A 22259-nucleotide genomic window follows, 5' to 3' on the forward strand; every position below is an offset into this window, starting at 1 on the left:
TTCCTTTTTTGGACATTTTAATTTTGTTAGGAAAGTTTTTCGAAAAGGAAGTTTTTTATTTCGGAAATCTTCACCCGTTCTTGCTCCATACTATCCCGATCACGAACTGTAACTGAAGCGTCCTCAAGTGAATCAAAATCGATGGTGATGCAGAATGGCGTTCCGATCTCGTCGGCTCGTCGGTAGCGCCGCCCGACAGTGGCGGACTCATCATACTGGACAAACCAGCTTTTCTTCAGATCTTGGTATATCTCTTGGGCGATTTTAACTAGTTTTGTGTCTTTTACCAGTGGGAGGACTGCCACCTTGATGGGAGCCACTCTCGGAGCAAATTTCATCACCAGCCGCGTTTCCTCTTCCCCTTTTTCGGCAGTTCGTACTTTTTCCTCAGTGTAAGCGTCAATCAGGACTGCGAGCATGGCTCGACCCACCCCAACTGAAGGCTCAATGACGTAGGGAATGACTCTTTCTTTGCTTTCCGGGTCGAAATACTCAAGTTTTTTGCCCGCAACTTTAGCGTGGTTTTTCAGATCAAAATCAGTGCGGTTGGCGATTCCTTCCAGCTCCGCAAAACCCATGAAAGGCCAGTCGTACCAAACCTCGCTAGTTGCCTTGGAATAATGAGCCAGATCTTCTTTGGGGAGATCAACCAGTTTGATATTTTCTTTTTTAATTCCCAGTGTCTTGATGTGCCAATTGAGTCTTTCTTCTCGCCAGTAATCAAACCACTCTTCGTCTTCGCCTGGTTTGACGAAATATTCTAGCTCCATCATTTCAAATTCGCGAACGCGGAAAAGAAAGTTGCCGGTGGTGATTTCATTGCGGAAACCTTTACCAATCTGAGCAATTCCAAAGGGAAGTTTAACTCGGCTGGATTGAAGAACATTGTCGAAGTTAATAAAAATTCCCTGAGCAGTTTCGGGCCGCAGGTAAGTAACCGCCGCCTCATTCTCCACTGGACCAAGATGAGTCTTGAACATGAGGTTAAAGTCCTTTGTGGGAGTCCAATCTTTTTTGCCACAGTTGCTACAATTTTTGTTTATATCAATATTATCGGCACGAAAACGTTGGTGACAGGCCTTACACTCAACCATCGGGTCAGAAAAACCAGCGATATGACCTGAAGCTTCCCAAACCTTGGAGTGATGAAGGATAGTTGAGTCCAGACCGACAACTTCGTCACGTGCTTGGACCATGGCCCTCCACCACAAACCTTTGATGTTGTCGGCTAGCAAAACTCCCAGTGGCCCAAGATCCCAAGTTCCGTTTAAGCCCCCATAGATTTCCGAGCCGGGAAAAACAAAACCCCGCCTTTTGGCAAGAGAAACAAGCTTTTCCATTACTTGGTTTTTCTTTTCCATAATTCGAAATAACCCTAATTTTAAAATTACTAAATTTCGAAATACATCGCGCGCGGGCTTACTTTTAATTTTCTCAGAAAAACCTTTAGCGCGATATTATTTTTGCATCTTTCGACATGGCTAAAAGTATAAGTGCTCTATAGCTTTATTGCAAGCTAGAGCGCTCTCAAAAACAGATTCGGAAAAGAAAGCAGGTTATTGCCGGTGTCACGAAAGCTTCGACCAGGGCGGCCACTGCCAACAAAGCAATCACGAAAAACCCAACTCTTAAGCTTGCGATCAAGTCTTGAACAAAGACTTTTCTTTTTTCTTTTTTGGCAAAAAGCCAATGCAAACCCGTCCTGGTCGAGAGGCCAAACCCCACCAAACTGGCAGTGATTTCAAAAATCCCGTGGGGTAAAATCAGAAAAATTAATTTTAGCGGCGAGAGGACAGCGTAAATATCGAGGAAGCCAAAGTACATCCCAAAAATCATTCCATTGACAAAGGCAACGATAGTAGGCACCAGTCCAAAAAGGCCGAAGACAAAAGTTCCAATCAAAATGCCGCCGTTGCGTTCAAAAATAAACCAGGCTGTCTTTAGATCAGTTTCGAAGCCGATCTTTTGTAAGGACTTTCCGTAGCTTTGAAAAAAAGCTCGACTCAAATCAGGGTTGACTAGGGAAATTATTACCCCGCAGGCCACACCAAGAAGGAAAACAAAGACAATGTAGCCAATCCACCAACGCGCCTCAGAAACAAAATCCCAGGCCTTTTTCATAAGTTTTTGACCTGATCAATAAACTCTTCGGAAGCTAGATTTGCCTCAACAATATATTCGAGATAAAAACCCAAATGCTGATCAATTTCTTTTTGCAGCAGTTTTGGTATCGAAAGCTTCTTTATTTGCTCCCAGTCTTCTTCAAGCAAAAAGCGCAAGATTTTTATTGCCTCCACCGAAACCGGACGAGCTAAGGATTCAGAGCTGCAGTTTTTATCAAGCAACCCTCCCATCCCTGGAGATAGTCTCTGACTCTCGGCTTGTAGAGGCCGGGTGCATTTCGTACAAACAAACAGCTGAGGTCGGAAACCAGCTTTGTCCAAAATTTTAATTTCGAAAGCGGACCGAAACAACTGCGCTTGGCCAAGATCCTGCGCAGAATTTATTCTTTCCAAGGCTTCTAAAAGTAAACCAAAGCTTCCTCTCGCTTCTTGCTCAGAGTCGAAAAGTCGATCGATAATTTCCGCAATTTTGTAGCCGTAACTGATTTTTTCGAGATCTTCCTTCAAAGTCTGAAACGAAGAGATCGTGGTTGCTTCGGTCAAGATATTGAAATTTTTGCTCTCAGAAAAAAAGAGTTTGGAGTGATTGAGCAGCTCAACGTTGCCTGCTCGACGCGACGAGACGCGCCGAATTCCTTTCGCCAAGGCGCGTATTTTGCCCTTGTTTTTAGTGAAAATTGTGAGGAGTTTGTCAGCTTCGCCAAAGTCACTGCGCTTCAAGACTATCCCTTCAGAACCCCAAGTACTCATCACCCTCTATCCTATACCAAACTAACCTCAACCTTCAACTTAAGTTGAATTTAACCCTCTTTACTGAGCTCCTTTACCACTGATGATTGCCGGCAGAGTCTTGAAAATGACCTTGAGATCAGTCAGAAGCGATGGGTTCTTCGCGTAGTCCGCGTCCATGGCCGCCCGCTCCCGAAAGGAAATCTCGGACCGGCCCGAGACTTGCCAGACCCCGGAAGCACCCGGTTTAACTTTGGTCACCTCCTCAAGCAAAGGAACTAGGTCGGAATGGAGTTTCTTCTGCATTTCTAGCTCTTCCGGATAAAGTGCGCGCGGTCCCACCAAACTCATTTCTCCTTTGAGAACATTGAGCAGTTGGGGAAACTCATCAATACTGTAGCGGCGCAGGAAACGACCAATCCTAGTGATTCTTGGATCGCGGTCAAGTTTAAAGCTGTTCTTTTTCCACTTCTCCATCAGTTTTTTGTACTGTGGGTTTCTCTTGATTTCTTCGTGAGCGTTGGCAACCATGGTACGGAATTTGTACATCCGAAAAAGTTTGCCGTCTTTCCCAACTCGATGAGAAACTTCCACGAAAACCGGTCCTTCTGAATCAAATTTGATCAAAATTGAGGTCAAAACCAAGAAAGGTGAGGTAGCGACCAAAACTAAACTCGAAAGGACCAAATCTATTGTTCTTTTCAAAAATTTGTACATGTTTTAGAAATTTTTAGAAGGGCAGCAACCAATCTCATAAGTATTCAGTTTTGTTTCTTTTCTTGATTTCAGCGACAACCTTCTTGACATCCTGACTACGGTCTTTGGGACAGATCAGTAGTGCGTCTGGGGTGTCTACCACAATCATTCCTTCTAGACCAATAGTCGCGATAAGCTTGCCTTCCTTCGAACCAAAAATGAGACAATCTTTAGTATCAATATCAATGTGCTGACCTTTAACAACGTTGGCCGACCCACCCAAACTGGCTAGCTCATCCTTGAGAACATTCCAAGCCCCAACATCAGTCCAACCCAAATCTGCCTCAATCTCAATCTGGTCCTCACTACTGAGTTTTTCAAAAAGTGCGTAGTCAATCGCCTCTCGAGGAATTTTTTGGTATTCTTGCTCAACTACTTTTTCTTCCCGACTGGTTCCGACTGCTTCTTGGATCTTTATCAAGGCAGCATAAACCTCGGGAGTGTGCTTTTGGAAAAGAGCCATGATTTTGTCTAGCTCCCAAACAAAATAACCGGTATTCCAAAGAAAATTCCCCTGTTTTAAAAACTTTTCTGCTGCTTCGTAGTTTGGTTTTTCGACATGTCGGGAAAATTGCCAAATGTCGAAGCCTTCCAAATTCTCAATCTTTTTGCCGATTTCGATATAACCTAAATGAACACTGGGAAAACTCGGGCGCACATCAACTTTGACGATAACATTTCTCTCTTTAGCTAGTTTTTCAGCTAGCTTCAAAGCTTTGACAAAAGTCGGCGTATTTTTGACCAAATGATCGGCTCCCCAGACCGCGGCCATGGTTTCACCAGGGAATTTTTTGGCTAAATAGGAAGCCGCAAAACCAACGGCGGCAAGATTGTCGCGCATTTCCGGCTCTCCCAAAATGTTCTCTGGTTTTAAATGCGGCGCCTGTTCGGCAACAGTTTCGAGATAATCCTTACCGGTCAAAACAAAAACATCCTCTGGGTCGAAACCGGTCAGGATACGCTTGACCATCGCTTGAAAAAGCGACTCATCGTCGATCAATTTTTGAAATTGTTTGGGAAGAGCCTGGCGGCTCAGCGGCCACATTCGCGTCCCGGCTCCACCCGAAAAAATTACAATCTTCAATTTAGTTAACCTCCAATCCTATTGAAATCTTAAATTTTCTGTCATTTCCGAGTATACCCGAAGAATCTCTTTGGTTCTTAATTAATCAAGACAAGCACTACTAAGTTTGCGAGACTTTTCTCCGCTCAGAGTGACGTCTTTGATCTTTTTGCTTGCAGAGCCTCTTTGACAAAGAGCTTCATTTTTTCTTTAAATCTTTCTTTAGAAAATTTTTCTGCTTGCTTCTTTGCTTCTTGAGGATCAAATTCCATTTTTTCGAATTTTCTAACTGCCTCTATTATAGACTCTTCTGTCTGCTCTGAGAAAAAAACTCCGGTTTTTCCTTCGACAATTGTTTCGAGAGCCCCACCTTTTCCAAAAGCGATGACAGCTTTGCCCGCGGCTTGGGCTTCGACTGGGACAATCCCAAAGTCTTCCTCAGTTGGAAAAATCAAGGCTCGACAGTCTTTCATGTAAGCCGCTACTTGGCTATCAGCTAGCCTTCCCAAAAACTCAATGTTGGGCTCGGCCATTGCTTTTAGAGTTGTCAGAGCTGGGCCGTCACCAATTATTTTTAGTGGATAACCGAGTTTGTTGAAAGCTTTGACGGCAATATCAATTTTTTTATAGCCCCCAAGACGGGAAACAATGAGATAGAAAAATTTATTTGGCCTTGATACTTGATCTTTGATACTGGGTACGCTGGCAAAGCGAGCTGTCTCTACTGGGGGGTAAAGCACCGTCGCCGGGACACCATATTTATCTTTAATTCGTTTTTTGATTTCTTCAGAATTGGCGATGACAAAATCGATTTTTTTCATCGCTGCCCGATCTGCCAAGCGCAAAAGGTTTTTAACAACCGGGACAGTAAGTCGGTAGATTGGCTCCAAGTATTTATCAAAACCGCGGTGTCGGTAGCCGGTCAGTTCTTGATCGTAGCCGTAGAGGAATCTCGGTGGAGTGTTGATATAGGCAATGTGAAACCCACCTTTTTTTGCTCGAGCAAATTTGGCGGCGTAGGAGGAGACACTGATCACAATATCTGCGTCGGTCTTCTGCAACCGAAAGGCCAGGGGATAAAGAAAGAAGTAGTGTTTGTTTAAATAATGAGCAAAAGGAAGTTTTTGTATTAAATTAGTGTGAATTCGACTCGGATCAATTTTTAGCCAAGAATCCATCAACTTTTTATCATAAATAGAAGTGTAGATCTGGGCTTCCGGCCAGATTTCTGCTAAGGCTCCAACGACCCGTTCTCCTCCACCATACTGGTTGAGAAAGTCGTTGACAATTGCCACACTTGGTTGCTTGCTAAACATAGGTTCCAATTATAGCGCTTTAGCGATACAAGCGCGAGTCTTTCGGGCTTATACAAGTTTAGACTGCTGCAAGCGATTTCAATTGCTTATAGCGCGCGGCACAAGCGCGAGCCGAGTACTTCTCAAAGCTAAGCTTGACCACTTAGCCAAATTCAGCATATGATTTTTAAGTAGATGAAACTAAAACTTGCCATCTTTTCTTTTGTTTTTATCCTCCTTTCCCTGGCCCAAATCAACAAAATAACCACTCGGGAATTTGTTTTGGACGAATACATTTGGATACCTGCGGGAATAACTTTCGTTGACAAACTTTCTCATGGTGAGTTTGAAAAAACCAACCTCTCCACCCGCCCAGGAGTAACCGTTGAAATAGTTACTGGAACAACTACAACCTTGGTGCGCAGGCTCAATAATCAAAAAGATCTTTTTACCACACAGATTAGCGAGAATGAAATTTTTGTAAATCGAGTAGTCATCGGGCTGATACTTGCTCTTCTTGCCAGCTTGTCTTTCTTCCCTTTATCTATTTTATTGGGTCAACGCAACGCAGCCCTAGGTACTCTTTTACTAGGTCTAAACCCGTTGTTAATACGCCTTCAGGCTGCTTGGACCGATCTTTTTTTAGCTTTGTTTTTGGTTTTAAGTTTATTTTGTTACTTGGTGTTTTGGGAAAAGAAAAACAAGAGTTTTCTCTTTCTTTCTGCCCTAGCCTTTGGTCTTGCCCTTGCTTCAAAAGCTTTCGCCATCATTCTAATACCAAGTCTAGCCCTTTCTTCGATCTGGTTTAACTTCAACAAAGAAAACGTTAAAAACGCTTTGCGCTCAGTCTTTGTAGTTTTCGCAGGCGGTTTAGCAATCGTTTACCTTATTTACCCTTTCCTTTGGGTCAAACCGTTTGGACTTTTTTTTCGTTATCCAGAGCTGACCAACAATTTTTCAACCAGTGTGACAGATCAATACTTTGGATCTTTTAGTGTCTTTTTCTACCCCTACAATCTTTTTCTCTATGATTTCTTTTTAGCCGTTTTGGTTTCTCTTTTATTGCTACCAACAATTCTTCACTTGGTCCGAAAGCGAAGTTGGCCAAACATAATCCAATTTCCGGTTCTGTTCTTCCTTCTAAACCTGGTGGCTTTATTGATAGTGTCACAAGCGAAGTACCTCACTCACAACACCGGCCAAAATATTGCGGGTTATCGCTATTTTGCCCCAGCCGTTTTCTCGCTGATCTTGTTTCTAGTGGCATCAAGCGCTTTCGTTGCTGAAAAAGTGAATTTTTGGGGAAGAAAATCTTCTGTTCCAAAAATCTTTCCCTTTTTAGTACTGGGCTATTACCTTTTCGAATTTTTCTTTTGGAGATAGAGTGAAGAATAATTTAGTTCAGAGGGTTCGACGAGAAAGAGTGCGTTCTTCCTCGTCGGTGTCTATGCAATCACTAACGCACTAGGTGCTAGAACATGATTTTCGCCGAGTTGTCAAAGCCCCAATCTTCAACAAAGAAGTTGGCCCAGATCACTGTTCCAACAATCATGAGGATGGTGAGGGCTACTGGTATCAGCTCCCATTTTCTCCTCTGTGTATCAGTTGTCAAACTGAAAACGGCCAGCACCATGGTGGCCGCAGCCAGGTCAAAGACTGGCTTGTTCACCCCAAAGCTCGCGGCGAAGACGACCATCGCCAGGATGAAAACCCAGGTGAAGCGTTCGCGGATCCAAGTCATCTCACTACTCCTTTCGACTTGCGCCGTTACGCAAATCTCTCGATGATGATCTTGACTGGCACCGCCAGCAGAAGCAGCAAGGCACTCAGACCACCACCGCTGTGGATCCAAAAGTCGCGCCGGTTGGCACGACCGTTGAACTCAACACCTTCTTCGGTGATCAGGTAGGTCTTGTCGACCACCTCGATCCTGATCCACTCGATCAACTTGAACCACAACACGGCACTGACTACCGCTGCGGGCAAGAAGACTAGCGGGTGGATTCCCAAAACCCACACCAGCAGAGGTGGCAGTACCGGCAGTAGCAGCGGTACTCCAATCTTCTTGTAGAAAGGCGTGTGGTCCTTGCCACAAATCAAGTCGTGGGCGATTCTAGCCGACACGAACTCGAGTCCGGGATGACTTTCCCTTGCCTGAGCCACGACTCCTCCTTCCGGCTTTCGCCAGCTTCCCGATCAGGCACTGACAGGTGATTTCTTCTGCGCCACCACCAAAACACCCAAACGCATCAGATTGATTCCTGCCACCCTAACCGCACCAACATCGGCAAGATCATCTCGCGAGTCGGACTTGATGAAAAGGGTCAACCAAAAACCCGGACCAAGTTGCAACAAGAATTCTGCGTCAGGAAGATATCCTCGGATGTCCGTCAGATGAAACCTCACGTTTTCCCTGAGAAGATCCTCTACCCTCCCAAGACGATCGAGTTCCTGCTCGTCAGTCGTTGCCTCCTTGGCGGCAGCCAACACTATAGCCACTGCCTTGTCAGCTCCATCTTCATCACTGAAGAAAGCGTGATCCACAACTACCTCCTTGGCATTTGCCTGTTTCTTCCGGTTAGAGCAATTATACTTCTCGTCAGCAAATGAAGGTGTATAATCCAAATCAGCAACACGAAACGAGAGAGCCGAAAGGCTAGAAGGAGATTACCCATGCTCGATGACAAGGTAGGTGAGACCTTTGCCTTTGACCTGGACTGTACTCGCGATTGGTATCCAGTCGGAGATATAACCGAGGATGAAGCATGGAATTTAGCCAACTCCGCTGCTCCTCATAGCCAGTGGAATGATGAGGAGATCACCGCCTTCATCGGCTACCAATACGCTACTGGCAAACGGGATTGGCCTGAGGAAATTGCTCTGGTTGTCACGGTCGATGAGCAGTTTGCCCATGCAGTCGTGCGCTGGGAAGGCAACTACTACCGTCTGCGACGGAAAGTTGAACCAGTGGCTGTATAACAAGGAGAAGACGATGCCAACTGCACAAGAGTCAGCCTACAGAGAACGTCTCAAGAACAGCTGGTGTGCGGTTGCGGCAGCACTGACTACACACAGGTCTGCGACCGTGGCAAGCCCAAGAACGGCCCGCCAGGGCTCTACTGTCAATCCTGTTTCGAGGAGGCTGACGAGGATTAGCCAAAAGGCTGGAGGAGAGTTTTCCATGGAAACTTTGCGGTTCCCGGACGATTATGACAGAATGAGCCTTTGGCTCGCGACCACACCCGATGGCAGACGGATTGTTGAGGGGAAATTGGAAGAGTTCCCCAATCTCTTCTCCGAACAGTTCGATCAAGGACTTCGGGAGTTGGGATTCGACAGCGCCAATCTGCTGCGGGTCAAAGAATTAGCCTTGGATTGGCATAGGCAAGGTAGTTCTCAACGCGGACGGCTTTCCAGAATCGATGTGGCCCTACTGCGAGCAGTCGAGCAGCAGTTGAGCATGTCTTTGGTGAGCCCACCACTAAAAGTCCGTCTTGAGAAACTCTCAAAGGAACTGCGACAAAACTCGCGCAAACGGCGTGGCCAGCGGACCGAGAGTCTGCGGGGTGCTGGTAACATCGTCATCGGACCCGGTTGTTAGGAGGTGATCCGTGGCAGGTAACGCAACGGAACGACTACAAATTCGATACCGCAACGGCCGAGCGGTAAAACGCCCGCCTTGGGAAGAAGATCGAGGTGGAATGGTTGTGGTACCAGTTCACTCACCACTGCCGGTGTCGCAGATACCAAAAGGGCGGGAGTAGAGGAGAAGGTCATGACACGCAAGCGAGGGCGCAAACAGCGCAAGCCCAAGCTTACCGTTGAACAAGTCTGGTCCAGAATGGAGCGCTCGCTTGAGGAATGGGAGAAGAAATTACCCAAAGCCTCGGACAAGACGCTCCACATGGTTATCAACTGATAATCAACGGGGCGCAGGATCGACAACACGAGCGACCAAAACTTTTTTGGCCGCTCGCTCCGTTTTTTAGGACCTCTTCCCAAAAAATGTATAATGAAAAGACTGTGCGGCTTTTTTCCTTTCTTCTCCTTAGTTTAATAGTCCTTTCCTTCCCAGGGAGTATCTTCGCCCACGGTTCTGGTCCCCCAATCCTGCTTATGAATGGAAAGTATGCAAACAACAACCCTATCTTTACCTCGAGCACTACTGATATTCCCTTGGGAATGGATGTAGCACCGGAAAATTATTTAGTTAATACCCAGGTTAAGTTTTCCCTGACCCGCAAGAATTTGCCGGCTCCAAAAGAAGTCATCGATCGCTCTACTTTCGGCTGGAACTTTGCTGATGGCAGGCAGGGCAGCGGGTTAACCGTTTCTCATACCTTTACCAAACCAGGCACTTATATCGTCAAAATCACCGTCAAAGACCCGACTCAAAATACGGTTTTTGATCTCAATACCGTGCAGCTGAATATTCTGCCCAACAAAGACTACTCCCTACCGCAAGCCAAGATAAAAATTAACGGTAAGCTGGTTGCAGACCCCCTCAAGGACACTTTCAAAGTCAAAAAAGGAGACGAAATTGAATTTGATGCGAGCCAATCTGTTGGCGATGGTTTGTCCTACCAATGGGACTTTGGTGATGGGGTGGCACAGAGAGGAAAGACTATAAAACATACCTACGCTGCCGACTTCTTCCCTAGTTTTCCACTGCTACGGGTCACTGACAAAAACGGCCTCTACAACGATACTTTTGCTGAGTTTTTTGGTCCTGAAGGTGGAGAAGGCTTTTTCCCAAACCCAGCCTACAAAGTCAATGATAGCAAAACTTCTTCTCCAACTGCTTCAGCAAACTCAAAATCTAAAACTGACTTTCCTCTTTTACCTGCTCTGGGAATTGGAGGGGTAGTAGTATTTCTGACTCTAACTTTTTATTTGACCAAGCTTCGTCGCCAAGTGAAAAATAAGTAATTTTGTTTTAACTCTTTTTTCCCACTTGGTTGTAAACCGCGAGTGTTTGCTCTGCCATTTTCCGCCAGGAAAACTGCCTGACTCTTTCTTGCCCAGCTTTGGTTAACCCTTCTCTGAGCTTTTTGTTCTCTGCAACTTCTTTTACTTTTTTCGCAAGCTCGGGGGGCTTGTGCGGATCGAAATAGACTGCCGCAGTAGCGTAAACTTCAGGTAAACTTGAAATTTTGGCCGCAATGACCGGACAGAGACAGGCCATTGCCTCCAAACCCGGAAGCCCAAAGCCCTCAGAGAGGGAGGGAAAAACAAAGGCGAGCGCCTCCTGAAAAAGAATGACGAGCTCTTCATTGGGAACAAAACCAACAAACTTGACCCGATCTTCCAAACCGAGATCTTTAACTTCTTCCTGCACTTTTTCGGTAAAGCGGTTTCGGGCCCCGACGATGACCAGTTTAGTTTTGGGTTCAAGAAGGCGCAGAGCTTCGAAAATGACCTGGATGTTTTTGTAAGGAAAAAGGTTTCCCACGTAAAGCAAGTACGGGTCTCTCACTCCGAAGCTCTCCAAAACTTTTTTCTTTTGCCCTTCAGCAACTTTCTTTTCTCCAAGGGACAAGAAAATCTGGTCTGCGGCTTCGTAGGTCACTTCAATTTTTGAAGGCTTGACCCCAAAGCTAGCGGCAACTTTCTTTTTGATAAATTCCGATGGAACTAGAATTTTGCTTGCCCGTTTCACGGCTTGGTTGGCGACAATCTTGTAACCAGCACTTTTGACAAAATAAATTGGTTTCATTCTTGTCGTTGCCGCACTACCACCAAACTCGTTGGTAGTCGTGTCATGAACTGTGACGACAAATTTTCCGCCCCAAAGCAAGGGTACGTTGAGGTGGGGGAAATGAACCAAATCTGGCTTTTCGCGAGTAAGAACCGCCGGCACGACGACTTGCTCTTTGACCGAGTACCATTTGGCATCAGTGAGGACTTTTTTGAAATTGGAGCTCTCCGGGTTGAAAAGGGGGTAGTTGTTTTTGCGTAGGAGAACAACATACTCATTCTCTGTGTCAATTTTCACCAACTCGTTTAGTAGATTTTCAACGTAACGGCCGATTCCGGTCCCTTCTGGACCAAAGAAACGCGCGTCAATGGCAATTTTCATTTTGAAGTAACTAGCGAGCAAATATAAATTCGCTTCGCTCTTTGTAATTTACGATTCTAGATCTCTTCGCTCTCTGCGCTGCAAGCGTCTTCAACCGCGATCCAAATTCTTGGTTTCTTAAGCAAACACCCTTCCTGGTCGATACGATGCTACTTAGACCTGCCTTCTTTCCCTAAAACTTCCCTGATAAGCTTGCCGCTTTCTTCGATCATACGGCTTTTAGTAAATTTTTCCAGAGCGCTGCTGTAAGCTTCTTGCGTAAACTTCTCTACTTTGATTTTATCATCCAAGGCTTCGAGCAAGGCTTTTGCCAAAGCCCGACTATCCTTCGCCTCGCACAGCCAACCACTTTTTCCTTCTTCTATCTCTTCGGGAATACCACCAACTTTTGTCGCAACCACCGGAACATGGGTAAAAATCGCTTCCAGGACTGACAAAGGCAAACCCTCACTTTCTGACGGTAAAGTGAAGACATCGGCAGCGTAATAAAAATTCAAAGTCTCTTCTCGTTCAATTTTTCCCAAAAAAGTCACCTCTTTCAACAGACCAAGGTATTTAACTTTGTTTCTTATTTTCTTCTCCATTAACTTATTTCCCCCACCCACTGAAAGCAGATGCACCTCTGGAATTTTTCGTTTGACTTCAACCAAGGCCTCCAACAAAGTTTCATAACCCTTGCCCGCGTTAATACGGGCATTGATACCAATCACTGGTTTTTTTTCCAAACCAAGCTTTTTCTTTGCAGTCAGCTTTTGCTCCTGCCTCGGAGGGACGAAAAAGTGCTCATCGACTCCGTTGTAAACGACTTTTATTTTTTCTTCTGAAACTGAAAAGTCAGCTAAATATTTTTTCAGAGCCTGACAATCAACCACCACCTGCTCACAAGAATTTAGTTTAGCAACAACTGCCTTTTTGAGAAGCGGGTTTTTTCGCAGCCAAGCGGGAAATTGAGGATGTTGGATATGAAGATGCGAAAAGCCCTTTTTTACCCTTTCAACCAAAACTAGCTCTTTGTAATCAAAGGTGATGACCAAATCTTTTTTGGTAGCCGAGGCAAGTTTCTCGGCCATTTTTTTCTGCAACAAAAGGTTTACCGGGTTAAAAAAATTCAAGCCTCGGTAACGACCAAAAGTACTTCCCAAACTAACTATCTCAGTTTCGACCCCAGCTTTTTCCATTGCCTTTTTAAATGGGCTTTTTTCGGAAGTAACAAATTTCGTCGGAAACTCTTTTTTTAAACTGGAGATCAAATCAAGAATTTGGTATTCTGCTCCACCAAAAAAAGGGGCACCGCTAACAAAGATAATCATAAACTTTATTTTACCAAGCCTTGGCTAGGTTTACTCCTTTTTCAGAGCCAACCTTGAGCTGGCCAATAGGAAACCGTAAAGAAACCAAGTGTGCGGATAGTAGAGAGTTGAGTTTGTCAGGTTCTGGAAACTCACCGCCAAGACTGCCGTCAAACTGCCCAAAACAACAAGTCTCATTTGCCAATCTTTACTTTGAAAGAGACTTAACAAAGCGCTGACAATGAGTGCGATGTTAAACCAAAGGAAGGCCCAAAAGCCAAAAACCCCGGTTTCGGCAAGAATCTGTAAATAAACATTGTGGGCTTGGACACGATCTCGTTTAGCTTCGGGAAGTTTGTAATCGTGATAGCGAAGCATGAAATTTTCCAAACCAACTCCGGTCAGCCAATTGGCTTTGACCATTTTAATACCGGCTTGCCAAATCTGCAGCCGTTCGGTGTTGGTTGTTGCTTCTGGATCAACACTTGAACTGATTCGCCTTTCCAAATCACTGACGTGGCTTCTGCCTCGCAAACCCCCAAACTGCAACGGCCCTATCGCAACCAACAAAACCACCAACATCACTAGACTAGTGAGCCCCACTACAGCAAATTTTGATAGCAAAGCCACAAGGTTAAAGCGCAAGATTACAGTCCCAAAAATGAAGATCAACAAAGCTCCCAACAAAGCAATCCAAGCAGCCCGAGAGAAAGTAATAGCCAAGGCTGATATCCCCGCCCCAACTAGGAAAATTCTCCACCAATTTTCTCTGGTCTTGTCTACCAAAACGGACAACCCAATTGGAAGTGAAACCAAAAGAAAATTCGCCAGAAAATTAGTGTGGTCAAAAATCCCTTTGGGGCGGGCAAAAGTTCCTGGATTTAGAATGTTGACCTTGGTATAAAAATCAATGTCCAAATAAAAAGCGACGAACTGATAAATTGCCACTACCGTAGTCACTAGTGTTCCAAGCAAAAGAGCTAGAATAGTTTTTAAAACTCGGGACGAATCAGCAACTAGAGCGAAGACGATTCCAAAAACTGTTAAGTCATAAACGAGATTGGCAAAAAAACGCAGTGACCGAGTTTGATCGAGAGCAAAATAAACTGATAACAAAGCAAAGGCGAGAAAAACCACCAACGGTAGACTGAAGGCTCTTGGTGGCAGAGTCGGTAGGCGTCTTTCTTTGACATGATTGTAGAGTAAAAGCAAAAAGGTAATTAGGAAAACGACCATGTGGATCTTGAGAGAAAAGCCAACGGAAATGTAGATTTGATCGAAGGAAAGACTAAAAACCGCTAGATAAAAAGCCAAGAGATAGTTCTTGAAATAAAAAAAACTGACTAGCAAGAAAACGGCAAGAGTAAGGAAAGCGAGGTTGAGCTTCAAGATTGCTGCCAGAACCAGCAAAAGATAAATAAGGATTGGTCCAAAAATTCTCGGCTCTTTAATTTTTTGGATGAGCAGCTGCAAATTCTTCATAGGCTCGAATATCCTCCAAGGCTAATTTTTCAAAATCAAAATACTGGCGGGCTTTTTGTGTCTTTTTCTTCAAACTCAGGTAAAGTTCTTTATCGGTGATGATTTTTGCTAGCTTTTCTTCCAAGTCATTACCATCATCAGCTTTGAAAGTCAGTCCGTTTTCAAAGGCAACGAGATGATCTACAAAATTGTTCTTTGGCAGAAGTACGGGTAGGAAGCAACCGATAGCGTTGGAGATGCCAACAGTCGGTCGTTTGGGCCAAACAGCCAGGTCACCAGCAGAATAGTACTGATAAAGATCGCTTTCTTTGACGAATCCAGCGAAATGTACTTGCTTGCTCAAACCAAGTCTTTGAGTCAAAGCCTCCAGATCAGCTTTGTAGTCTCCCTCACCGACAACCAACACTTTGGCTTGTCCGCTTTTGATCAGATCAGCACCTGCTTTTAATACTACCTCAAAACCTTTATCCGCTGCTAGTCTGCCAACCAAAAGGATCAGAAATTCTTTTGTGTTAACTGCAAAGCGCTTTCTGATTTCCTCTCGAGCTTTTTGAGAAAAAAAGAAAACTTTGGGATCAAAACCAATGGGAACCAATTTAAGCTTGCTCTCCGGAACCTGCAGATTGTTTTGCAAATACTCTTTGGTGCCGTTGTTGGGACAAAAGATCACGTCCGCCTTCTTGTAATAATAGGAATTGGCATATTTTTGAAACAGAAAATAACGAAGAAAACCGGCAACTGATTTGTAAGGCTTATTCGACTCTGGTTGGATCTGATCGTCCCCAATCAGAAAGTAACCCAGCTCGTCTTTGTATCTGGCCCCGAGAAGAGTCAAACCCTGATTGGGCGCGTAAGTGTGGACAATATCCGGTTTGATTTTCGCCAAAGCTTCTTTAACTCCGAAAGCAAAGATACTTTCCTTGATTTCAACCCTGGCCGCGAGACGGTGAATCTTGATTCCCTCGAAAACGCTCTCCCCTGCCTGCCTTTTTCTGCTCGCCGGCAGATCTAAACGCTTCGCCATAACTTGATAATCAGGAAAAGGGAAAAATTTGTTGGAAGTAATGACGTGAACCTCGTGCCCGGCTCGAACTTGGTTGAGAGCGATGTAATATTCTTTGTATCCCAACTCTGGTTGGAAATAGCCGATAAGATGAACGATTTTCATGGTCTAGCTTCTTCCAAAAATTCCTTTATCTTCTCAACAAGAAGACCACTAGCATTTCCAGCACCAAAACTAGTTTTCTGCCCGCCTCGGGATTGAAAATTTCTAATCGCCTCAACTATTTTTTCTTTGTCAGACCCCACCAAGAGGTTCCAACCATCCTCGATAGTCTCCACCCACTCGGTTTCTTCTCGCAAAGTAATGCAAGGAATTTTGAGAAAATAGGCTTCTTTTTGCACTCCGCCTGAATCAGTCAGAATTTTTTTGGCGTTAGCTTCAAGTTTTAACAAATCAAGATAACCAAGAGGTTCAATCGCCAGTACATTTTCGGGAATTTTTGTTTCTGAATCTTCAAGAGCCTTTTTTGTGCGTGGATGCAAAGGCAGAACAATTTTTTCCCCACTCTGAAGAAAACCTTCAAGAATATTTTGTAAATTTTTAATCGAATCAGTGTTTTCAGCCCGGTGGATTGTTGCTAGTAAGTAATTTTTTTCTTCTAAAGCCAACTTTTCAAGAATTGTGGAATTTCTTTCTGCTAAATCTTTGTAGTTAATGATACTGTCAAACATAACATCACCAACTTTCCAAACTCCTTTTGTGATGCCTTCCTTTTTTAGGTTTTCTACTGCCGTCTCCGTCGGGCAAAAAAGTAGCGCTGAAAGGTGATCAGTCAGAACTCGATTGATCTCTTCAGCCATAGATCGGTTGAAACTACGCAAACCAGCTTCCACGTGGGCAACTGGATAGTGAAGCTTGGCGGCTGCAAGACCACCTGCCAAGGTTGAGTTTGTGTCTCCATAAACCAGGACCAGATCTGGATGCTCTTTGACAAGCACTTCTTCTAGACGGACGAGCATTTCTCCAGTTTGTTTGCCTTGGCTTAAGGATCCAACGCCCAATTTATAGTCAGGCTCCGGAATCTCCAACTCCTCAAAAAAAGCCTCTGACATATTTGGATCGTAATGTTGCCCGGTGTGGATTAAAACTTCCTGAAACTTTTTTCGTAATTCTTTTGAAACAACCGCTGCTTTGATAAATTGCGGTCGAGCTCCGACGACACTTACTATTTTCATATTGTTAAACGCTTGTAAATAGCGAACAGTTTTTTTTCTTCAAGCTGCCAATTATACCTTCCCTCAGCTGCCTTTAGGGCATTGTTTTTCATTTTTTCATAAACACCTACCTCATTCAAAACTTGGTTGATTTTACTCGCAATCTCTTTGGGGTTCTCTGGGTCAAAGACAACACCAATCTCTTCTTCCTCCACCAACTTTTTCATTTCCTTCATATTGCTGACCGCAACCGGAAGTCCTGCAACTAAGTATTCAAAAAGTTTATTTGGAGTTGCCAAGTATTGATTTAAATTTGTTTTTAACATAGGAACAACCCCAAGATCAGCTGAACTTGTATAATCCAACAACTGCTCGAGTGGCACTGATTCTAAAAAAACAATTTTCTTTTCAATACCAAGATTCCTCGCCAATTTTTCTAGTTGCGTTTTGATTGGTCCCCCACCCATCAAAACTAGACCAAAGTTTTCCGGCCAGTAGACAACTGACTCAAGAAGCTGCCTTAAACCTCGCAGCCAACCAAAGGCTCCTTGATACAAAACTACTTTTGTTCCTGGTCCAAAAAGGTCTTTAAACTTGTCCCTACTGGTCACCACGCCACTTCTGGGAGGAACATTGAGCAAAGTTTCAACTGCTTTAATCTTGTAACGCTTTTTCAATTCTTCCTTGATTGACTCATTGACCGTGATGACCAAATCAACTTTTCCAATAAGCTTTCTTTCAGAAAGACCCATAATCAAAAACTTCAGTTTTAACAATAGATATTTGAACAAATTCATGTTTTTTCTATCCAAGGTTTCTAAGTAAAGCTCATGAGAATCATAAACCACTTTGGAGTTATTAGCTTTTGCTGCTAAATAACACAGAGGTAAAACAGGAAGGTCGTGGGCATGATAAACATCTGCTTTCTCTGCTTTTAATTCTTTCAGCGCCTTTTGCAAAGAAAAAACAAATCTCCAAGGTTTATAGATAGAGAAACAATCATAATTTGCCGAGGCTCTTTTAACTAAGAATTTGTTAACCTTCTCCTCACTTGAATTTTTGACTGTTTTCTGAGCGTAAACTACTACTTCATAACCTGCTTTCGCTAAAGAAGCGGCCTCTTTGTTGACTCGGCTGTCATGATCCAAAGAATTGTCAACGACCATACAAATTTTCTTCATAGCACACTTTCATAAACTTCTTGATATTGCTTCGCCACAACTTTTGCATCATGATACTTCTGAACAAATTCGTAGCCTTTCTTTCCCAAAGCCTTCAGTTCCTCTTTTTCGGAAATTGCTTTTTTCAAGATTTCTTTTAGAGTGTCTTTACTTGCGTTAATGATTGGAATTTCGTCCCCAAAAGGGACTAGGTCCTTGTACTCGTCCTCTAAATAACAAACTACCGGTTTTTCTAGGGCCATAGCTTCAACAGAAAAACCACCATACCAACCAATCAAAAGTTGGTCGACAACGATATCAGAGCGGTTGATCTGTTCAAAAAGTTCTTCTTTTTGCACTTTTTCTACAAGAGTTAACTCTATCTCCATGCCTTCTTTTTTTAACTCCTCTACAGCACCCGTAACAAACTTAGTGCCTTTTATTTCCTGTTTTGTTGGAGCGTGCAAAATTGTGAAAGCTTTTTTCTCGTTATTTTGTTTTTTAAACGCGTGAATTTCTTCTATATTTCTCGAGTAAGGAATTATGTGTGCCGACTTATTAGCCTGACTAGCCAACCAAGGACCAGCAAGGACGATCGCGTCTGCATTGTCGATCAAAAATCCGTTTCTCTTCTTTTCATTTTCAAAAAATGTAGCTCCTTTCTTATGGAAGAAAGAGTAGTAAGGGCTTTCTTTTCCATCAGTTTCGACAGATTTTTTTACATCATAAAGCTCTGAGCCACGAAAATCGTAAATAACTTTTTTGCCTAAAAGTTTGAAGAAGAAATGGTCAAATCGATACTGGAAAAAGGTCCTTCCGTAGAAAAAATGAAAAATATCGTATTTAAAAAGTGAGGAAATTAATAGGTAGAGACCTTGAAGTTTTTGCAAAAGTTTGTTTGAAAACGGTCTGAGGGTTACATCACAAGGGGTGTTGACCCACCTTCCGGAAAAGCCAAAAAAATCAATCCTAAAGCCTTCTTTCCTTAGAATCCTAGTGAAACTGTAGATTCCTTCCGAACCAGCGTTGTTGAAACCAACAAAAATCTTCTTTTTTTTCAGATCAGGCATTTTTGTTTTTAAGCTTGGTTATATAATCTTTCATCTCTTTGATCGTTTCCTTGAGCCGAACGGAAAAATCAGTGGAAAATTCCATTCCCAACTTCTTTATTTTTGTGTTGTCGACCTCAAAGTTTTTGATGTCACCAATAGTCCAATCTTTGTAGTCTATCTGTGATTCATCTCTGCCAAAAGTCTCCAAAACTGCTTTGGCAAGCTCCCCGACAGTAACTTTGACACCAGAAGCGCAGTTATAAACTTTTCCAATACTACCATCATTTACCGCCACCAAAAGGTTTGCTCTGACAACATCCTTTACATAGGTGAAAGAACGCTGCTGACTTCCATCTCCAAAGATAATCAGCGGTTTGTTTTCCATCATATTTCTGATAAAAATCGCCACTACTCCTCCAAAATCATTAAACTCTTGCCTAGAACCAAAAACATGAAAGTAGCGAAGCACCGTAGTATTGAGACCAAAGAGCTTGTGAAAAAGTATCGCGTATCTTTCCCCTGCCAATTTGCTAACTCCATAGGTAGAAACTGGGCTCAGGGGATGACTCTCATCCTGAGGGAAAACAACAGGCTCACCGTAAACAGAACCAGTTGAAGCGTGAACAAATCTTTTTACTCCGGTGTCTCTTGAAAGCTCAAGTAAGTTAAAGGTTCCCTTGGCGTTTACTTCTAAATCCCTTCTTGGGTCTTTCAAAGAAACCGTTTTTTTCGAAGCTGCGTTGTGAAAAACAATATCAACTCCTGAAAAATGTTTTTTTAGGTCGTCAAAATCAGTGATGTCAGCTTTAACCCCTAGGAAATTTGGAAACTTTTTTAAGTCTTGAATATTTTCTTCTTTTCCAGCTACATAGCTATCCAAAGAAACGACCTCAATTCCGGTTTTGACCAACTCTTCACAGATATGTGAGCCGATAAAGCCGGCTCCACCAGTGACAAGCGCTTTTTTGTATTTTCTAGCAACTTCCTTGTTCAAATCCATCATTTCTCCTGACTAAATCTTTTTTTAATAAGCAGTGCCGGAACTCCTGCATAAACACCGTTTTTTTCCAAATCTTTAGTGACTACCGCTCCAGCTCCGATCACAACTCCAGATCCTACTTTCACTCCAGGAGTTATAACTACATTGGCTCCAACCCAAACGTTATCTCCAATTTCAACTGGAAGTTTTTGCAAAACTCCCTCTCTGATTTTTACCTCTTTATCATCAAAAGGGTGAGTTGAAGAAAATATCTTTGTTCCAGTCGCGATAGAAACGTCATTACCAATTTTCACACCACCAAAGCCGGAGATGACACAAAACTCATGGATCGAAACATTGTTACCAATTTCGATTTCTTCCGGCTCCATGATAAAAACCGCCGTGCCGATCGAAACTGGGCGCCCCATTTTTTTCAGCAGCTTGCGATAACAAAACCTTCTCAACCGAAGAAAACTAGTTCCTTCCAAATATCTTATCAAGGTGACCAGTTTTCTCGCAATTAAAGTTTTCATGGCCTTGATCTAAATTTGTTAAGAGAATTTGCAAGAATCTTGTTTACATAGCCGCTAAGCAGTTGCCTATCTAAATGACTCAGAGCGTTTAGTTTTATTATCAACAAAAGATAGACCAGAGAATAAACAGTTCCTGCCAAAAACATTTTAACCAAGACCTCCAAATTTAGATACAAAATAAGGCTGATCGGCAAAGCTGAGAGAATCGAGATTGAGAGTATTTTCAACACAACCGTCCAAGGAAAAACGTCTGCCAAGGAAATCTTCACGTAGCGTTTAATCACTATTACATAGTAAAAAACGTTGATAAAGGTTGAGATTACAGTCGCGACCGCTGGACCGGCCAAACCTAGAGTGAAAACCAAAACTGGATTCAAAATTGCGTTAATAACAAAAAAGACTATTGAGCCCTTTAAGTTTTCTCTAGTTTTTCCAATTGCCTGAAGTACTATACCGTAGCTAGCTACTCTGATCAAAAGTAAAAGCAGGTAAATTCTGAAATAAGGAACACTACTGGCGAATTTTTCTGAATAAAGAAGCGTAATTATCTCGTGGGAAAAAATCATGGCGATGACAAAAACGGGCAAGATAATCAAACTAATTTTTCTGATTGAGTTGTGCCAAACCTCTACCAATCTCTTTGTATTTCCTTCTGAATAGGCTTTGGCCATTTCCGGTAAAACGACTTGGTTTACCGAAGATCGTATTAAACTCACAAAAGGTATTTCGGTCGCTCCAACCACGTAAACAGCATAAAGTTCTGGGGGGAAGTTGATTGAAACTACAAGTTTATCGAACTCCCAAGCGATCAGACCAATGATTGAAGTCACCCCCAGTGGGATACCGTAAGCCAGTTGCTCTTTATAGTTTGAAAGATCAAAACTAAGGATCTTTTCCAAAGCAACCATTCTTTTGGTATAAATGATTCCAAAAAACGGGAAAATCAAACTCACCAATGACAAAGCCAAGAAGATTATTTGTAAATTACCTCCAAACAAAAAGGCCAAAGTCACCGTTGGAATAAAGAAAAGAGTACTTCTGACTATTGGGTAAATCAAAAGCAAATTTAGCTTGTTGTACATGATCAATAAAGGTTGGAAAAATTGCTCCACGACCGTGGCAAAAGCATAAACGCTAAAAATCATCAGGGGGATCATCAGTTTGGGGTTGTGCATGACTCTCGGAGCCCAAAAAGCTGAAACAAAAATAAAGACGGTTAACAAAATGGCCGTAAAAATCAGCAAGGAAATAGACCGGCTGATAAACTGCTTTTTTAGTTCCAAATCCCTGATACGGGGAAGAAAATAAAATAGACCAGCAGGAATACCAACAGTAAAGATTGGAGTAAAAATTTGATAGACTAAAAAGACTTGTTTATAAGTTCCAAAATCGGTTCTTGACAAAAGTCTAGCTAGTACAACACCGGTCAAAACAGTCAAAACCTGGGCGGCGCCACTTCCGAAGGCAATCAATATAGCTTTTGAAGTAAGCGTTGTCATGAT

General features: G+C 43.2%; 23 protein-coding genes. 4 read left to right on the forward strand and 19 right to left on the reverse strand.

The genetic code is table 11. The features are described from left to right. Positions 1–26: 26 nt before the first annotated feature. The 6 genes from Q8P13_04000 to Q8P13_04025 all read right to left on the reverse strand — a co-directional run bounded on the left by Q8P13_04000 (position 27) and on the right by Q8P13_04025 (position 5987). Complete coding sequence (locus Q8P13_04000; protein ID MDP2671587.1) at positions 27–1361, reverse strand: glycine--tRNA ligase; 1335 nt, start codon at positions 1359–1361, stop codon at positions 27–29. Positions 1362–1527: 166 nt separating this feature from the next. Beyond that, the gene (locus Q8P13_04005) at positions 1528–2121 is read right to left on the reverse strand and encodes a stage II sporulation protein M (GenBank protein ID MDP2671588.1); all 594 of its coding nucleotides are present in this window, start codon (positions 2119–2121) and stop codon (positions 1528–1530) included. After that, positions 2118–2873, reverse strand: a complete 756-nt coding sequence (recO, locus tag Q8P13_04010) for a DNA repair protein RecO (protein MDP2671589.1) — start codon at positions 2871–2873, stop codon at positions 2118–2120. Before recO ends, Q8P13_04005 begins: the two co-directional genes overlap by 4 nt. Positions 2874–2933: 60 nt before the next feature. Next, positions 2934–3569, reverse strand: coding sequence for a sugar transferase (locus Q8P13_04015; protein ID MDP2671590.1), 636 nt, complete (start codon positions 3567–3569; stop codon positions 2934–2936). Between the two features lie 34 nt (positions 3570–3603). Further along, complete coding sequence (locus Q8P13_04020) at positions 3604–4692, reverse strand: sugar phosphate nucleotidyltransferase (GenBank protein MDP2671591.1); 1089 nt, start codon at positions 4690–4692, stop codon at positions 3604–3606. A gap of 125 nt (positions 4693–4817) precedes the next feature. Continuing rightward, a complete protein-coding gene (locus tag Q8P13_04025) occupies positions 4818–5987 on the reverse strand; it encodes a glycosyltransferase (protein MDP2671592.1) in 1170 nt (389 codons plus the stop codon). A 174-nt stretch (positions 5988–6161) separates the two neighbouring features. Between Q8P13_04025 and Q8P13_04030 the strand changes: the two genes are divergently transcribed. Next, the gene (locus Q8P13_04030) at positions 6162–7349 is read left to right on the forward strand and encodes a glycosyltransferase family 39 protein (protein MDP2671593.1); all 1188 of its coding nucleotides are present in this window, start codon (positions 6162–6164) and stop codon (positions 7347–7349) included. A gap of 88 nt (positions 7350–7437) precedes the next feature. Here the strand turns inward: Q8P13_04030 and Q8P13_04035 are convergent, their stop codons facing one another. Genes Q8P13_04035 through Q8P13_04045 form a run of 3 tightly spaced genes read right to left on the reverse strand, consistent with a single transcriptional unit; the run spans position 7438 to position 8510 of the window. Next, complete coding sequence (locus tag Q8P13_04035; protein MDP2671594.1) at positions 7438–7707, reverse strand: hypothetical protein; 270 nt, start codon at positions 7705–7707, stop codon at positions 7438–7440. Between the two features lie 26 nt (positions 7708–7733). Beyond that, the gene (locus tag Q8P13_04040; protein ID MDP2671595.1) at positions 7734–8129 is read right to left on the reverse strand and encodes a hypothetical protein; all 396 of its coding nucleotides are present in this window, start codon (positions 8127–8129) and stop codon (positions 7734–7736) included. A gap of 33 nt (positions 8130–8162) precedes the next feature. Continuing rightward, positions 8163–8510 carry a hypothetical protein gene (locus Q8P13_04045; GenBank protein MDP2671596.1) on the reverse strand — a complete coding sequence of 116 codons (348 nt, stop codon included), beginning with the start codon at positions 8508–8510 and terminating at the stop codon, positions 8163–8165. A 129-nt stretch (positions 8511–8639) separates the two neighbouring features. Here Q8P13_04045 and Q8P13_04050 point away from each other — a divergent pair, with 129 nt between their 5' ends. The 3 genes from Q8P13_04050 (at position 8640) to Q8P13_04060 (ending at position 10895) form a co-directional block, all read left to right on the forward strand. Beyond that, entirely contained in the window at positions 8640–8945 is a 306-nt protein-coding gene (locus tag Q8P13_04050; protein ID MDP2671597.1) for a hypothetical protein, read from the forward strand. A 13-nt stretch (positions 8946–8958) separates the two neighbouring features. Further along, positions 8959–9567 (forward strand): hypothetical protein, encoded by a 609-nt coding sequence (locus Q8P13_04055; GenBank protein ID MDP2671598.1) that lies wholly within the window; start codon positions 8959–8961, stop codon positions 9565–9567. Between the two features lie 260 nt (positions 9568–9827). After that, positions 9828–10895 carry a PKD domain-containing protein gene (locus Q8P13_04060; protein MDP2671599.1) on the forward strand — a complete coding sequence of 356 codons (1068 nt, stop codon included), beginning with the start codon at positions 9828–9830 and terminating at the stop codon, positions 10893–10895. 7 nt (positions 10896–10902) lie between these two features. On the opposite strand, the gene Q8P13_04065 is transcribed toward Q8P13_04060, so the two are convergent. The 10 genes from Q8P13_04065 to Q8P13_04110 all read right to left on the reverse strand — a co-directional run bounded on the left by Q8P13_04065 (position 10903) and on the right by Q8P13_04110 (position 22256). Continuing rightward, entirely contained in the window at positions 10903–12045 is a 1143-nt protein-coding gene (locus tag Q8P13_04065) for a glycosyltransferase family 1 protein (GenBank protein MDP2671600.1), read from the reverse strand. A gap of 149 nt (positions 12046–12194) precedes the next feature. Beyond that, the gene (locus Q8P13_04070) at positions 12195–13355 is read right to left on the reverse strand and encodes a glycosyltransferase family 4 protein (GenBank protein ID MDP2671601.1); all 1161 of its coding nucleotides are present in this window, start codon (positions 13353–13355) and stop codon (positions 12195–12197) included. 30 nt (positions 13356–13385) lie between these two features. After that, complete coding sequence (locus tag Q8P13_04075; protein ID MDP2671602.1) at positions 13386–14816, reverse strand: O-antigen ligase family protein; 1431 nt, start codon at positions 14814–14816, stop codon at positions 13386–13388. Beyond that, positions 14782–15984: a glycosyltransferase gene (locus tag Q8P13_04080; protein ID MDP2671603.1), complete on the reverse strand. Its 1203-nt coding sequence runs from the start codon at positions 15982–15984 to the stop codon at positions 14782–14784. Before Q8P13_04080 ends, Q8P13_04075 begins: the two co-directional genes overlap by 35 nt. Then, positions 15981–17054: a UDP-N-acetylglucosamine 2-epimerase (non-hydrolyzing) gene (gene wecB / locus Q8P13_04085; protein MDP2671604.1), complete on the reverse strand. Its 1074-nt coding sequence runs from the start codon at positions 17052–17054 to the stop codon at positions 15981–15983. Before wecB ends, Q8P13_04080 begins: the two co-directional genes overlap by 4 nt. Then, entirely contained in the window at positions 17051–18214 is a 1164-nt protein-coding gene (locus Q8P13_04090) for a glycosyltransferase family 4 protein (protein MDP2671605.1), read from the reverse strand. The genes wecB and Q8P13_04090 overlap by 4 nt, the downstream gene beginning before the upstream one ends. Beyond that, positions 18211–19263 (reverse strand): glycosyltransferase, encoded by a 1053-nt coding sequence (locus tag Q8P13_04095; protein MDP2671606.1) that lies wholly within the window; start codon positions 19261–19263, stop codon positions 18211–18213. The genes Q8P13_04090 and Q8P13_04095 overlap by 4 nt, the downstream gene beginning before the upstream one ends. Beyond that, positions 19256–20248 carry an SDR family NAD(P)-dependent oxidoreductase gene (locus Q8P13_04100; GenBank protein ID MDP2671607.1) on the reverse strand — a complete coding sequence of 331 codons (993 nt, stop codon included), beginning with the start codon at positions 20246–20248 and terminating at the stop codon, positions 19256–19258. Before Q8P13_04100 ends, Q8P13_04095 begins: the two co-directional genes overlap by 8 nt. After that, positions 20245–20757: an acyltransferase gene (locus tag Q8P13_04105; GenBank protein ID MDP2671608.1), complete on the reverse strand. Its 513-nt coding sequence runs from the start codon at positions 20755–20757 to the stop codon at positions 20245–20247. Before Q8P13_04105 ends, Q8P13_04100 begins: the two co-directional genes overlap by 4 nt. Continuing rightward, entirely contained in the window at positions 20754–22256 is a 1503-nt protein-coding gene (locus Q8P13_04110; protein MDP2671609.1) for an oligosaccharide flippase family protein, read from the reverse strand. Before Q8P13_04110 ends, Q8P13_04105 begins: the two co-directional genes overlap by 4 nt. Between the last annotated feature and the right edge of the window lie 3 nt (positions 22257–22259).

The organism is bacterium (assembly GCA_030704665.1).
GTDB lineage: Bacteria > Patescibacteriota > Microgenomatia > Woykebacterales > RBG-16-39-9b > JAUYID01.

Excerpts from the sequence above, each read along its gene's own strand:
- Q8P13_04000 (MDP2671587.1), bottom strand. The coding sequence starts at position 1,361 with ATGGAAAAGAAAAACCAAGTAATGGAAAAGCTTGTTTCTCTTGCCAAA.
- Q8P13_04005 (MDP2671588.1), bottom strand. The coding sequence starts at position 2,121 with ATGAAAAAGGCCTGGGATTTTGTTTCTGAGGCGCGTTGGTGGATTGGC.
- recO (MDP2671589.1), bottom strand. The coding sequence starts at position 2,873 with ATGAGTACTTGGGGTTCTGAAGGGATAGTCTTGAAGCGCAGTGACTTT.
- Q8P13_04015 (MDP2671590.1), bottom strand. The coding sequence starts at position 3,569 with ATGTACAAATTTTTGAAAAGAACAATAGATTTGGTCCTTTCGAGTTTA.
- Q8P13_04025 (MDP2671592.1), bottom strand. The coding sequence starts at position 5,987 with ATGTTTAGCAAGCAACCAAGTGTGGCAATTGTCAACGACTTTCTCAAC.
- Q8P13_04030 (MDP2671593.1), top strand. The coding sequence starts at position 6,162 with ATGAAACTAAAACTTGCCATCTTTTCTTTTGTTTTTATCCTCCTTTCC.
- Q8P13_04035 (MDP2671594.1), bottom strand. The coding sequence starts at position 7,707 with ATGACTTGGATCCGCGAACGCTTCACCTGGGTTTTCATCCTGGCGATG.
- Q8P13_04050 (MDP2671597.1), top strand. The coding sequence starts at position 8,640 with ATGCTCGATGACAAGGTAGGTGAGACCTTTGCCTTTGACCTGGACTGT.
- Q8P13_04055 (MDP2671598.1), top strand. The coding sequence starts at position 8,959 with ATGCCAACTGCACAAGAGTCAGCCTACAGAGAACGTCTCAAGAACAGC.
- Q8P13_04060 (MDP2671599.1), top strand. The coding sequence starts at position 9,828 with ATGGGAGAAGAAATTACCCAAAGCCTCGGACAAGACGCTCCACATGGT.
- Q8P13_04065 (MDP2671600.1), bottom strand. The coding sequence starts at position 12,045 with ATGAAAATTGCCATTGACGCGCGTTTCTTTGGTCCAGAAGGGACCGGA.
- Q8P13_04070 (MDP2671601.1), bottom strand. The coding sequence starts at position 13,355 with ATGATTATCTTTGTTAGCGGTGCCCCTTTTTTTGGTGGAGCAGAATAC.
- Q8P13_04075 (MDP2671602.1), bottom strand. The coding sequence starts at position 14,816 with ATGAAGAATTTGCAGCTGCTCATCCAAAAAATTAAAGAGCCGAGAATT.
- Q8P13_04080 (MDP2671603.1), bottom strand. The coding sequence starts at position 15,984 with ATGAAAATCGTTCATCTTATCGGCTATTTCCAACCAGAGTTGGGATAC.
- wecB (MDP2671604.1), bottom strand. The coding sequence starts at position 17,054 with ATGAAAATAGTAAGTGTCGTCGGAGCTCGACCGCAATTTATCAAAGCA.
- Q8P13_04090 (MDP2671605.1), bottom strand. The coding sequence starts at position 18,214 with ATGAAGAAAATTTGTATGGTCGTTGACAATTCTTTGGATCATGACAGC.
- Q8P13_04095 (MDP2671606.1), bottom strand. The coding sequence starts at position 19,263 with ATGCCTGATCTGAAAAAAAAGAAGATTTTTGTTGGTTTCAACAACGCT.
- Q8P13_04100 (MDP2671607.1), bottom strand. The coding sequence starts at position 20,248 with ATGATGGATTTGAACAAGGAAGTTGCTAGAAAATACAAAAAAGCGCTT.
- Q8P13_04105 (MDP2671608.1), bottom strand. The coding sequence starts at position 20,757 with ATGAAAACTTTAATTGCGAGAAAACTGGTCACCTTGATAAGATATTTG.
- Q8P13_04110 (MDP2671609.1), bottom strand. The coding sequence starts at position 22,256 with ATGACAACGCTTACTTCAAAAGCTATATTGATTGCCTTCGGAAGTGGC.